The organism is Eisenbergiella sp. OF01-20 (assembly GCF_003478085.1).
Classification (GTDB): Bacteria; Bacillota; Clostridia; order Lachnospirales; family Lachnospiraceae; genus Eisenbergiella.
The window spans coordinates 705,611-718,571 of record NZ_QUES01000001.1; the positions used below are offsets into that span (position 1 = coordinate 705,611).

10 protein-coding genes are annotated in these 12,961 nt (G+C 48.4%); all 10 read right to left on the reverse strand.

Annotation, left to right across the window (positions count from 1 at the left end; genetic code table 11):
* Positions 1-10: 10 nt before the first annotated feature.
* The 10 genes from mreC to DXA36_RS03495 all read right to left on the reverse strand — a co-directional run bounded on the left by mreC (position 11) and on the right by DXA36_RS03495 (position 12,948).
* Positions 11-979: a rod shape-determining protein MreC gene (mreC, locus tag DXA36_RS03450; protein ID WP_118676247.1), complete on the reverse strand. Its 969-nt coding sequence runs from the start codon at positions 977-979 to the stop codon at positions 11-13.
* The gene (mreB, locus tag DXA36_RS03455) at positions 976-1,986 is read right to left on the reverse strand and encodes a rod shape-determining protein (protein WP_118676249.1); all 1,011 of its coding nucleotides are present in this window, start codon (positions 1,984-1,986) and stop codon (positions 976-978) included. Before mreB ends, mreC begins: the two co-directional genes overlap by 4 nt.
* Before the next feature lie 17 nt (positions 1,987-2,003).
* On the reverse strand, positions 2,004-2,705 hold the full coding sequence (gene radC, locus DXA36_RS03460) for a RadC family protein (RefSeq protein ID WP_243114557.1): 702 nt from the start codon (positions 2,703-2,705) through the stop codon (positions 2,004-2,006).
* Between the two features lie 95 nt (positions 2,706-2,800).
* Entirely contained in the window at positions 2,801-3,040 is a 240-nt protein-coding gene (locus tag DXA36_RS03465; protein WP_118676452.1) for a DUF4321 domain-containing protein, read from the reverse strand.
* A gap of 152 nt (positions 3,041-3,192) precedes the next feature.
* A complete protein-coding gene (locus DXA36_RS03470) occupies positions 3,193-4,485 on the reverse strand; it encodes a methionine gamma-lyase family protein (RefSeq protein WP_118676251.1) in 1,293 nt (430 codons plus the stop codon).
* A gap of 31 nt (positions 4,486-4,516) precedes the next feature.
* Positions 4,517-5,467, reverse strand: coding sequence for a tRNA (adenosine(37)-N6)-dimethylallyltransferase MiaA (gene miaA / locus DXA36_RS03475; RefSeq protein ID WP_118676253.1), 951 nt, complete (start codon positions 5,465-5,467; stop codon positions 4,517-4,519).
* A 29-nt stretch (positions 5,468-5,496) separates the two neighbouring features.
* Positions 5,497-7,557 (reverse strand): DNA mismatch repair endonuclease MutL, encoded by a 2,061-nt coding sequence (gene mutL, locus DXA36_RS03480; protein WP_118676255.1) that lies wholly within the window; start codon positions 7,555-7,557, stop codon positions 5,497-5,499.
* A gap of 80 nt (positions 7,558-7,637) precedes the next feature.
* Positions 7,638-10,286 (reverse strand): DNA mismatch repair protein MutS, encoded by a 2,649-nt coding sequence (gene mutS, locus DXA36_RS03485; protein ID WP_118676257.1) that lies wholly within the window; start codon positions 10,284-10,286, stop codon positions 7,638-7,640.
* A 549-nt stretch (positions 10,287-10,835) separates the two neighbouring features.
* Positions 10,836-11,591 (reverse strand): LytR/AlgR family response regulator transcription factor, encoded by a 756-nt coding sequence (locus DXA36_RS03490; RefSeq protein ID WP_147366534.1) that lies wholly within the window; start codon positions 11,589-11,591, stop codon positions 10,836-10,838.
* A gap of 1 nt (position 11,592) precedes the next feature.
* On the reverse strand, positions 11,593-12,948 hold the full coding sequence (locus tag DXA36_RS03495) for a sensor histidine kinase (protein ID WP_118676261.1): 1,356 nt from the start codon (positions 12,946-12,948) through the stop codon (positions 11,593-11,595).
* Positions 12,949-12,961 lie beyond the last annotated feature (13 nt).

Sequence of the window (12,961 nt, forward strand, 5' to 3'; positions counted from 1 at the left end):
CCCCTCCTCCCTATTCGTTGCCCGTGGTCAGATCCGCTTCCGTGGAATTCTCTGTTTCCATGGGATTCTCCGCTTCCGTGGAATTCTCTGCTTCCATGGAATGCTCCGCTTCCATATCCTGCTGCTTTAACTCCATAATAACCAGGACCTCCTGGATATGCTGAAAATCCACTGCCGGCGTAATGTAACCGAATTTGGTCATGTTGTTGGAGGATGTATTGATCGTGCTGATAAAACCAACAGGTATCCCCGGAAGATATTTACTGCTTATGTTTGAGGTGACTACCTTATCACCTTCTGAAACCTTATTTTCCTTATCGTAAAGCTGTTCAAAATGTATGACTCCGCTGGACATAACGGATTGTAAATCGCCGGAGACCATCAGATTCCCGGAAGTGGAAAGAACCGTTCCATACAGATTGGAATTGTCGGCAATGATGGAAAGCACCCGGGAATAATTGGGGCCTACACTGATCACCCTTCCTGCCAGACCGCTGCCGGCAAGGACGTTCATGTCCACCTGTATGCCGTCGTCGGAGCCTTTATCTATAACAAAGGAATAAAACCAGTTGCTGGAATCACTTGCTATCACCCTGGCGCCGGTTTTTTCGTAATCCGATGTGGCTTTGTCAATATCGTAAAGCTCCCGGAGACTGGCAAGTTCATATTTATCCTGCTGGAGCTGGGCGTTTTCCATGGTAAGGGAATCCACCTGCTCCTTCAGCGCCTGATTTTCGGCGAGCACTTCCTTCAGCTGTCCCATTTCCTCCGCCCGGTCGTAGATATAACCTCCTACGGAAGCGATCCCCTTTTGGAAGGGAACCACCACGTATCCGGCCACCGCCCGAAGAGGGCCTTCAAACAAATCTGTTTTAAAGGTGACAAGCATCAGAAGGACACAAAGCCCTGACAAAAGCAAAAGCAGATATTTACTTGGCAGGGTGAATTTATTTCTTTTTTTCTTGATTACAGGACTCATTTACCCATCCCTTCAATCGCATAGGCAACTGATTTATAATTTTCTTCATTGAGAACCTTGGAAAGGCCGATCACAACGCTTTCCACCGGTCTGTCTGCCACATTTACGCGAAGTCCTGTGTTCTTCCCCAGCTTCTCCGCAAGATGGCTGATCTGGGACGCTCCGCCTGTCAGATAAATTCCATGACGGTATATATCCGCTCCCAGCTCCGGAGGCGTACGCTCCAGAATGACCTTTACACTGTCAATAATGGTATCAAAATGCTCTTCCAGACAGGATACCACCAATTCTGTGGGAATCGTACGTTCCACAGGAAGGCCTGTCACAATATCCCGGCCGAACACTTCCGCACCGGCACCGGCTTCTTCCAGCTCGGAAAGGGATTTCTTAATTCCTTCCGCGGTCTTGCCGCCGATGAGCAGACCGAACTCCTTGCGCACCGTGCTGCGGATTGCCTCGTCGAATTTAAGGCCGCCGGTCTTAATCAGACGGCTCAAAACAATACCTCCCAGAGAAAGGATGGACACTTCCGTAGTATCATAGCCTACATTCACCACAAGCACACCCTGGGAATTTTTAACGTCAATATCGAGGCCCAGGCCGTCCGCCACCGCTTTTTCCACCACCATGATCTTACGGGCTTTCACGTTGGCATCACGGATCAGATCATAAAACGCACGTTTCTCCACCTCCGTGATATCCGTAGGCACCGCAATATAAAAATCAGCCGGTTTGATATTCCCTCCGGACATATCCGTAACAAAGAAACGGATCAGGGTTTCCATATTCTTGATATCCGCAATGACACCATTGCACAGAGGATAAGAAATATGGATGTTTCCGGGGGCTTTTTCGTACATCTCATAGGCAGAATCCCCGTAAGCAAAGACTGTTTTCTTGTTCTGTACGGCTATCATGTTCTTTTCAATCATGATCTTATCATCCGCCGCACTGTAAATCTTAATATTGCTCGTACCTAAATCGATTCCAAAAGCATTCGTAGACAAAATGATTTTCTCCTTCCTTATTTCAACAGGCCGGATTCCCTGAAGCTGACATAACAGTTATCCCCCACGATAATATGATCGATCAGCGGAAGCTGCATCATGCTGCAAAGCTCAGCCAGATGTTTTGTAATTTCAATATCCTGCCCGCTGGGCGATGCGTCGCCGCTGGGATGATTGTGTATCAGCAGGATATGTACGGCGTGGTACTCAAGCGCCACCCGGAATACCTCCCGGGGGGAAACCAGGGAACAGTTCACGGTTCCCCTGGATAATACCCGGTCACAGATCATGCGGTTCTTATTATCAGTCATAACAAGAATCACCTCTTCGGTTTCCAGATACCGCATCCTCTTCATGTAATAGTCTGCCACAGTTTCCGGTTTGGTAAACTGCAATCTGTCACGGGTATCCGCCATGGACAGCCTTCTGGACAGTTCTATGATGCATTTGATTTTTACCGCTTTGACCTGTCCGATGCCATTTACCTTGCACAGGTCAGCTACAGATAAATGCCGGATCCCCAGAAGCCCCTTATCCCTTCCCTTCGGGAGGGAAAGTATCTGCCTTGCTAGCTGCAGGGAACCCATACTCTTTGTGCCGGTCCGGATAATGATAGCCAGCAGTTCTGCTTCGGAAAGAGACTCCGGCCCTGTTGCAAGAAATTTTTCATAAGGCTTCATCTCTTCATAGCATGGTTCTTTTTCATTCTTTTGATTCATTATTTACCCCGTTTCTTCACGTATTCCGAACGCTCCTCACGGGTACCGCCGCCTGTATGTACACGTAAAAGCCGGCTTTATACCGGCCTTACAGCTTATAGAATGCGGTAAATCAGCAATGCAACCACTATCCCCAGTATGCTTGCGATTGTAATTTTGATTGTCAGTGCAAAGGTGATACTCAGGATTCCGAAATCCAGGATAAGAGGGTTCGTCAGCCCAAAGGTCTGTCCAAAGTTCATAAAACTTGAAGGAAACAGGTTTCCGATAAAGCCGCCCAGTACAATCCCGGCCAGAACGAGTATCAGACAAGTCCATCCGTTTTTGCTTTTCATTTTCTTCATTCATTCATCCTTTGTATTTACTGCCATTACCTATATTAGCATACTTCCAAATCCATGTATAGAATCTAAAAGTAAAAAATTTCGCCCTATCCGACAGCGATTGACACCTTCCTTCCGGAATCGGCAGGAGAAGATCTGTTTAATTACGGCAATTGGACGGCTTTCGCCTCGACACAGTGCTGAAGGGATTTTAATATGCCGAATTTTGCATGCGGCCAGGTCAGCCCTCCCTGGAAATACGCGGCATAAGGCGGTTTTAATGGCCCGTCCGCGCTCAGTTCAATGGAGGAGCCGGATACAAAAGCCCCTGCGGCCATAATCACCTGGCTGTCATAACCGGGCATATCCCAGGGTTCGGGCCTTACATAACTGTCAACCGGAGCCGCCTCCTGAATCCCTTCGCAGAAAGCGATAAGCCCTTCCGGTGTTCCGAAGGTCACCGCCTGTATGATATCATGACGGCTTTCTTTTCCGTCCGGCACTACCCGGAGTCCCAGGCGTTCGTAAATATTGGCGGCAAAAACAGCTCCCTTCAGCGCACTGGCAGTGACGGTGGGCGCGAGGAAAAGACCCTGGTAAAACTGGGGCAGGATTCCGAGGGAAGCACCCACTTCCTTTCCCAGCCCCGGTGAGGTAAGCCGGCAGGCCGCATTTTCCACGCATTCCTTTGTCCCCGCTATATATCCGCCGATGGGGGCAAGGCCGCCGCCCGGATTTTTAATCAGGGATCCCACACACATATCGGCTCCCACATCCGAAGGCTCCAGCCGTTCCACGAATTCCCCATAACAGTTATCCACCATACAGAAACAATCCGGTTTGCGTTCTTTGATAAACGAAATCAGCTCCCCGATACGCTGCACGGATAAAGTGGGCCTTGTCTGATACCCCTTAGAACGCTGTATGGTTACCACTCGGGTCCGTTCATTCAGGGCGCCGGCTATCTCTTCATAATCAAAACCGCCGTCAGGCAGCAAATCCACCTGCCGGTAGGTGATTCCATATTCTTTCAGGGATCCTCTGGAGGGGCGGATGCCGATAACCTCTTCCAGCGTATCATAGGGCTTCCCCACAGGGGAAAGCAGTTCATCTCCGGGACGGAGATTACTCATAAGCGCCAGGGCCAGGGCATGGGTTCCGCAGGTAATCTGCGGCCTGACCAGGGCGTCCTCCGTGTGAAATACGGCGGCATAAACCGATTCCAGCGTTTCCCTGCCCAAATCATTATACCCATATCCGGTAGTTCCCAGCAGACAGGCTTCGCTCACTTTATTTTCCTGCATGGCTTTGAGAACCTTCATCTGGTTATATTCCGCCGTTTCATCTATATTGTGAAAACGCTCCTCCAGCTCCTCCAGTATCTGTTTGCCAAAATCGAATACCCGGCCGGATATCCCCAGCTCCCGGTAAAAATCAGTTAAATTGCTTTCGTTCATTGTATCTCCTTCTGTATATGTTCATCCGGTTTTACAGCAGAATCCGTCTTTCCCTGCATTTCTCCAGCATGAAAAGAAGAAGTTCCTCTTCGGAAGGGAATTCCGGCTTTTCCAGCCAAATCACATCCCGTTCCCGCCGGAACCATGTCAGCTGCCTTTTTGCAAAATGGCGGGTGTCTCTCTTAATGAGATAAACGGCCCTTTCCAAATCATACTCTTCTTCCAGATATCCAAGTATTTCCTTATATCCCAACCCCTGCATTGAAACCATGTCCCGGCTGCAGCCGTGTTCCTTCAGCTGTTTCACTTCTTCCACAAGGCCTTCTTTGATCATTTTGTCCACTCTTTTATCGATACGGTCATAAATGGCCTCTCTTTTATCATCCAGGACAAAATAGCAGGCGTTATATGCGGCCTGCCTTTTTTTCTCCAGTTCATTATGCCGGGAGATCTTCTCTCCCGTCTGCATATAAAACTCCAGGGCACGGATCACCCGTTTTACATTGTGGGCATGGATCTGCTCCGCTGATTCCTTATCAACGGCGGCGAGCATTTTATGAAGATATTCCGGCCCTTTTTCGGCAGCAGCCTGCTCCAGCTTCCTGCGGCAGGTGGTATCCCCGGGATTTTCCGTGAAATCAATATCATACAGCACCGACTGGATATAGAAGCCGGTCCCTCCTGCAATGATGGGGATTCTTCCTCTGCTTCTGATATCCTTTATGGCTTTTTTCGCCTGCTGCTGAAAAACAACCACATTAAATTCTTCTTCCGGCTCCATAATATCAATCAGATGATGGGGGATCCCCAGCATTTCATGGCTCCGTATTTTAGCGGATCCGATATCCATATGCCGGTATACCTGCATGGAGTCCGCAGAAATAATTTCCCCGTCCACCCTTTGTGCCAGTTTCAGAGAGAGCGCTGTCTTTCCGACCGCAGTGGGGCCTGTCAGAATGATGAGAGGCTCTTTTTCTTCCATATTTCCTTCTCCTACAGCAAGTGACGCTGTTAAACGATTCTCTTAAATTTCCGTTCCAGCTCATATTTGCTCATGGTAATGATAGTGGGTCTGCCATGAGGGCAATGATATGGATTTTCCAGCTTCAAAAGCTGATCAAGCAGCGCTTCCATCTCCCTGCAGGTCATGGTATGGTTTCCCTTCACTGCGGATTTGCATGCCATGGAAGCCAGCTTTTCCGCAATAACGGCAGGCGCTCCATGAGGCGGCTCCTCCTCCAGTTCATCCAGAATGGCTTCCAAAAAATCCTTTTCGTAATGACCGTATAAATCACAGGGGACCGAGCGGACCGTAAAGGCGTTTCCTCCGAAATCTTCTATTTCAAAGCCCAGTTCTGCAAAATAAGAGGCATACCGTTCCAGCAGATGCGCTTCCCTGGCAGAGAGGTTCAGTACAAGGGGAGGGGTGAGCATCTGGCTGTCCACCGCACCATTTTTCATTTTGCTTACGAGTGCTTCGTACTTCACCTTTTCATGAGCCGCATGCTGATCGATAAAAAGCAGCTTGTCTTCATACTGCGCCAGCCAATAGGTGTCAAAAACCTGTCCCAGGATCCGGTAGCTTTGTACCGCCTCCTTTGTCAGAAGCTTTTCCTCAAAAAGCTCCATCTGTCTGGTTTCCTGCACCTGGTATACTCCCTCCTCTTCCCGGAGCATCTGGCTTAAGCGGCGGGTTTCAAAGGGCTGAGGGGCTTCCGGCCGGGTTCGCGGAGGATGGACCTTTCCCCCGGCGCTTCCGGCGGTGTCCCCACCGCCAATCCGTTGTGCGGCAGTGCTTTTTTCTTCGGGGACAGGCGCCGCCATTTTGTCCGCCGGCCATGGGATACCGGATTCTGCAATCCGTGTTTCTGCTGTCCGTGTTTCCTTTTCAGAGGCAGGTGCCGGTTCCTTTTCAGGGGGAGCTGACAGTTTATCTTCCGGCCGGGAAATCAGGCTCTCTTCTATCCGCTGCCGATTGTCCTGCAAGGAAGAAGGAGCTTCTGTTTTTTCCTCCTTAGCAGCCGGCTTCTGTACAACGGAGGGCCGTGCCGGTTTTTCTTCCAATGTGACGTCCGGTATCATTTCCCTGCGTCTGAGGGCACCCCTTATCTGTTCTTCCAGGAAAGCATACAGGCCCGGCTGATCGTGAAAACGGATTTCCATCTTGGACGGATGGACATTTACGTCTATCCGATCCGGATCAATGGTGAAATGAAGAAGGGCAAAGGGGAATTTATGCTGCATCAGATACGCCTTATACCCTGCCTCCAGCCCCTTGGATAACAGGGGGCTTTTGATGTAACGGCCGTTTACAAAGAAAAATTCAAAATTCCTGTTGGACCGTACGACGGACGGGCTTCCGAGAAAGCCCTGGATTTCCAGGCCCTCCGCAGAAGCGGAGAAAGGAATCAGCTCCTTTATGATTTCCCTTCCATATATCCGATACAGGATTTCCTTTATATCCCCGTTACCCGAGGTATGGAAGCGGACCTGCCCATTCATTATGAACTGGAAGGCCACATCCGGGCGGGAAAGTGCCATATGCTCCATCAGATCGGAAATATAGCTGCCCTCTGTGGCAGAAGATTTCAGGAATTTTTTCCGGACAGGCGTATTGAAAAAGAGTTCCCGGACAATTATCGTTGTCCCTTCCGGCGCACCCACTTCGGAGAATTCCCGTTCTTTTTCCCCCTCCAGACGGTAATGGATCCCCGTTAATTCCTCTTTGGTTTTGGTTATCAGTTCCACCATGGAAACTGCCGCTATACTGGAAAGAGCCTCACCGCGGAAGCCCAGGCTTTTCACCTGATACAAATCCTCCACCGAACGGATCTTACTGGTGGCATGACGGAAAAAAGCCTTCCGCACCTGTTTCTTATCAATCCCTCCGCCGTTATCCGTCACACGGATGAAGGAGCAGCCCCCTTCCTTTATTTCAACAGTCACTGCTCGGGCGCCCGCATCCATGGCATTTTCCACCAGCTCCTTCACAACGCTGGAGGGACGTTCCACCACTTCGCCGGCGGCAATTTTATCAATGGTACTGCTGTCCAGCAGCATGATTTCCGCCATATTCCGCTTCCTTTCCGGTCAATCACCTGTCAATTCTCAGGAACTGATTCAAAATAACTGGTACCATTTACGGCAGTTCCTTACCATCGGTTCTTAAGTTTGTTCTGGAGCCGGTACAGCGTATTCAGGGCATCCAGCGGAGTCATCGTGCTCACCTCCACATTTTTCAGCTCATCCAGCACATCCGCATCCGTTACCGTATCAAACAGGGATATCTGATCCAGTTCCAGTTCGTCATAATGCTCCTGTTTTTTCGAGGGTGCATTCGTTTCCGCAATGGATATACTCTGTACCTTTTCCGTAATATCATTATCGCTGAGCTGTTCCACAATCTCCTTGGCCCGGTCGATAACCAGATCCGGCACCCCGGCCAGTCTGGCAACCTGGATTCCATAGCTTTTATCCGCACCGCCCTTGATTATCTTTCGGAGGAAAACAATATCATCCCCTTTTTCTTTGACGGCGATACAATAATTGTTAACATTGCTCATTTTGCCTTCCAGCTCCGTGAGCTCATGGTAATGGGTGGCAAACAGGGTTTTGGCTCCCAGGAGCTTGCGGTTGCTGATATGCTCGATCACCGCCCATGCAATACTGAGCCCGTCAAAGGTTGAGGTTCCCCTGCCGATTTCATCCAGAATGAGAAGGCTGTTCCGGGTCGCATTCCGCAGGATATTGGCTACCTCACTCATTTCCACCATAAAGGTACTTTGGCCGCTTGCCAGATCATCCGAAGCTCCCACACGGGTGAAAATACGGTCCACAATACCGATATCGGCCTGTCTGGCCGGCACGAAGCTCCCCACCTGAGCCATGAGGACTATGAGTGCGGTCTGCCGCATATAGGTGGATTTGCCTGCCATATTTGGCCCGGTAATAACTGCGATCTGTCTGGAATTATTATCCAGATGAGTGTCATTAGGGATGAACATATCGTGTTCAATCATTTTTTCCACAACCGGATGACGGCCGTCTTTTATATGGATCAGGCCCTTTTCATTTAATTTGGGCCGGGTATACTGGTTCTGTTCTGCCACAAGGGAAAAGGAGCAGAACACATCCAGTCTCGCCACAGCCTTTGCCGTTGTCTGGATTCTCTCGATTTCGCCGGCTATTCTTTCTCTTATTACGCAGAACAAATCATACTCCAGCGTACAAAGCTTGTCCTCCGCATTCAGGATGGTATCCTCAAGCTCCTTCAGCCGCGGGGTGGTATATCGTTCCGCATTGGTGAGCGTCTGCTTTCTCACATAATCATCAGGCACCATACCCAGATAGGATTTGGTCACCTCCAGATAATAACCGAATACCTTGTTATATTTGACCCGCAGATTTTTGATTCCGGTACGCTCCCGTTCCGTATTTTCCAGCTCCGCCAGCCAGGTTTTTCCTTCCGTCTTGGCTCTGCGGAGGGTGTCGATATCTTCGTTATACCCTTCCTTAATCATACCGCCTTCCCGTATGGTAATGGGAGGCTCCTCCTCTATGGATTCCCCGATCAACCCAAATAAATCCTCCAGGCCGTCGATTTCCGACTCGATTTTCTGGTTCGCGTCACCGGGAATCTCCTTCAGCACCGTTTTGATATGGGGGAGCATTTCCATGGAATTGCGGAAGGCAATTAAATCTCTGGGATTGGCCGTTTTGTAGCTCACCTTTCCCAGAAGCCTTTCCAGATCATAAATAGGGTTCAGGTATTCCCGCAGTTCATCTCTCGCAAGAGGGTTATTGCAGAAGGCCTCCACCGCATCCAGGCGTTCTTCCATCTGCTGCTTATGTATCAGGGGCTGTTCCAGGAAGCTGCGCAGCATTCGCGCTCCCATTGCCGTCCTCGTCTTGTCCAGCACCCACAGCAGGGAGCCTCTCTTCTGTTTTTCCCGCAGAGTCTCGGTGAGCTCCAGGTTCCTTCTGGTGGAACTGTCCAGAAGCATATAACGGTTTGTCAGATAAGGCTCGATATGTGTGAAATGACTCAGCGGTATTTTCTGTGTATCATATAAATAGGAAAGAAGTGCTCCGGCCGCAATCACTCCATTGGGAAACTCATCCACACCAAGCCCGGACAGGGAATTAACACCAAAGTGCTTCAGCAGGCACTTCCGGCACAGATCATCATCAAAATAATGCGGTTCCAGAGAATATATGGTTATCCGCAGCCTTTCCTTCAAATCCTCCAGTTCCACTCCGCTGACCAGAAAAGCATCGTTGCATATAATCTCCGAAGGCGCGTACTTCATGACTTCATCCAGCAGCTTCCTGTTATCCTCAACTTCAGTTAACAGATAATCGCCGGTCGTTACGTCCGCTACGGAAATGCCGGTCTTCCCCGCAAAATAGGCAATACACATCAGAAAATTATTTTTATTTTCCTCAAGGGCCTGGATATTCAGATTGGTTCCGGGTGTTACGATACGCACGACCTCACGTTTAACAAGCCCCTTGGCCAGCTTGGGATCCTCCACCTGTTCACAGATGGCAACCTTATAGCCCTTACCCACCAGCCTGCTCAAATACCCTTCCACTGCATGGTAAGGCACGCCGCACATCGGCGCCCGTTCCTCCATCCCGCAGTTTTTACCGGTAAGCGTCAGTTCCAGCTCTCTGGATACCGTAAGCGCATCCTCAAAAAACATTTCATAAAAATCTCCGAGACGATAAAACAGAATACAGTCCTCATACTGCTTTTTCGTTTCCATATATTGCTGCATCATCGGCGTCATTTCTGCCATTTCAAACGTTTCTCCTTTGTATTTCCCAATAAAATCCGCAAGCATACATCAATAAAATATAGCACAATTTGGCGAAAATGTAAATCGTAACTAACAGCAGGAATGCAGATAAAAAAAGCTGGTTCCGCCATGTTTTTTTATCTGCATCCTAACAGCAGGAAATGGGATAAATAAAAAACAGTTCTGCACAAATCGGCAAAACTGCTTTCTTTTCTAATCCCTGAACCCGTCGGCAATGTGGGTTTATTGAGAATACTTGATGCATCCGTTCCGGAATAGATAATACATTTTGGGGGAATGATATCAAATAAACAATTTTTCTCAATTGTTACTCCGGTACTTTCTGCACCAAATTCTCAACCCACGATATGCCGCATCCCTGTTCCGGGATGCAACGAATGTATTATAACATACTTTTGGCTAAAATGGTGCACAAAAATAAATTTTATTTCAATTACTACCAAAGAGTAGCGTTTTTCTGTAACGGACATTTGTTTTCCTGTAATATATTATTTTGTATTTCGGGAAAACGTATAAATTTGTCAACAATCACACGCAAGGCTGCTTTTTCGGGTATTTTTTTCCAAGATAACGAGCAAATTTTTGGTAAAATTCTTCTTTTCGGGAACGGGAAATCGACAGTGCCGTCCCATCCATGAGAACCAGCAGATTTCCCTCAACCTTTGCCACATGCTTGAGATTTACTATATAACTGTTGTGGGCGTAGGCAAAATCCTGTGTTTCCAGTGCGGCATACATATCTGCAAGGCGGGAATTGCAGTTTACCGGATTTTCTTCCTTCTCCCGGCTGGACCATATCTGGCAGCCTCTTTTTTTCAGGGAGATATACAGGATACTGTCAGAATCAATCTGCATCATTTTCCCTTTATAGACAGCCGTGACATAGACATGCTTCTGCCGGTTTACCGCTTCTTTTAAAATGGCGCTCATATCTTCTTTCCCTTTGGTGAGAAGTTCCTGTTTCAAAAGATAACGGTAGGGATAAACCTTGAACATTTCCGGCGTGGGCATAGCCACACCGGTAACGAAGGCAAGCACTGCCTTTCGGTTCTGGCTGCGGAAAGCAAATGCCGTCTCCTGTCCGTCCATCCCGTCCATTTGGATATCCAGAAAAAGGATATCATGTTCGGCAAGAATATCCTCCATCAATTCTTCACCGGAAGCATATTCCATAATATGTATGGGAATGCCTGAATCACAGGCTGTCTTTCTGAGCAGCTGGCCCAATATATTCCTGTCGGCCTGGGAATCGTCACAAACCGCAATTTTAAGTTCTATTTCCACATCAGTCAACCTTCCCTTTATCCGCCTGTCCCGTCAATCCGTCACAGCGGCTCTGCACGGGCAGGCATACAGTTACACAAAATATATCGGCATGGATATCAAAATCAATAAGCCCGCGGTTGTTTTCTATGAGTTCCCGCACATGCTTCAGGCCGATGCCATGCCTTGTCCGATCTTCTTTTACGGTCAGGAAGCTTCCTTTTCTGCAGACTGCTTTCTCCCTGCAGCTGTTTTCCAGCCGTATGACTGCATAATTACGGTCGGTATCCATAAACATCCTGAGATCAATGCTCCTTCCGCCCTCCGGACAGCGCTGTGCAGCTTCCAGGGCGTTATCCAGAAGGTTGCTCATAATACTGATAAAGTCATAGTCCTTTATGTCCCCTGCCCGGAAGCCCGGTTCCACAAAAATATCCATGGGAATCCTTTCCGAATCCGCTTTCCGCTTCTTTTCATTTAATATGAAATTCAATATCCCGTTGGCGGAATAATGTGTTTCCTCCGCTTTGGATATATCTGCATGGATATCTCTGACAATTTCCTGTATTTTACCGTTTTGATTTTCTCCCGCAAGATAGCTGAGAGTATTCAGGTATCTGTTTATATCATGCAAAACCTGCCTGTAATTCTGGGTGACATGTTCCAGCTGGGCATAATTCTCCGTTTCCATACGGCTCTTCATCTGCAGAAGCTTCTGCTCGGTTATCTGGGACTGCATCTGTACATTCCTGTGATATATCTCCAGCAGGATGATATTGAAAACGGCAAGCAAAGCACAGATTACCGTAAGCATCAGCCTCTCTCCGGCAGAAACCTCCACATCCGCATACAAGGTTACCTGATATACGATCCGGATAAGGAGGAGGGAGAGGGCCGGGCACAGCAGAAAGGGGAGCGGGACGGAAGCCTCTTTATTCTGCAGTCTGCCCTGCATCAGTCTGATTACCACATATATCAGCAAAATGGCAAACAGCTTGGCGGCAAGGATAACCGCGATTTTCCCGGCGTCGATATCCGGTATGATATATGTCCCTCCATAGCCGGCACCGATTACGATATCCTCACAGAAAATGACCAGTAAAATTTCGATGATGTTAAAGTACAGGATCTGCCTGCGGTTTCCTTCAAACATAAGAAGGGCGGAAATTATATAGATGAAAACAGTCCCGAGCAGATTAACAGGAACGCTGCCTGCATAGTTGACAAGCGACATATAAAGGAGGATTATTCCCCGGATTCCAAGGCGCAGGGTAACATTCTTCATTTTATAATCAAAGAAACTTCTCATGAAGAGGTTCCATATATAACATTCCAGAATATTTGTCACGATAATGACGGACACTTCCTCCAGCCCCATATCTTATCCTTTT

What these genes read in the sequence shown, in the direction of transcription:
- mreC (WP_118676247.1), bottom strand. Translation starts at nt 979, where the DNA reads ATGAGTCCTGTAATCAAGAAAAAAAGAAATAAATTCACCCTGCCAAGT.
- radC (WP_243114557.1), bottom strand. Translation starts at nt 2,705, where the DNA reads ATGAATCAAAAGAATGAAAAAGAACCATGCTATGAAGAGATGAAGCCT.
- DXA36_RS03465 (WP_118676452.1), bottom strand. Translation starts at nt 3,040, where the DNA reads ATGAAAAGCAAAAACGGATGGACTTGTCTGATACTCGTTCTGGCCGGG.
- DXA36_RS03470 (WP_118676251.1), bottom strand. Translation starts at nt 4,485, where the DNA reads ATGAACGAAAGCAATTTAACTGATTTTTACCGGGAGCTGGGGATATCC.
- miaA (WP_118676253.1), bottom strand. Translation starts at nt 5,467, where the DNA reads ATGGAAGAAAAAGAGCCTCTCATCATTCTGACAGGCCCCACTGCGGTC.
- mutL (WP_118676255.1), bottom strand. Translation starts at nt 7,557, where the DNA reads ATGGCGGAAATCATGCTGCTGGACAGCAGTACCATTGATAAAATTGCC.
- mutS (WP_118676257.1), bottom strand. Translation starts at nt 10,286, where the DNA reads ATGGCAGAAATGACGCCGATGATGCAGCAATATATGGAAACGAAAAAG.
- DXA36_RS03495 (WP_118676261.1), bottom strand. Translation starts at nt 12,948, where the DNA reads ATGGGGCTGGAGGAAGTGTCCGTCATTATCGTGACAAATATTCTGGAA.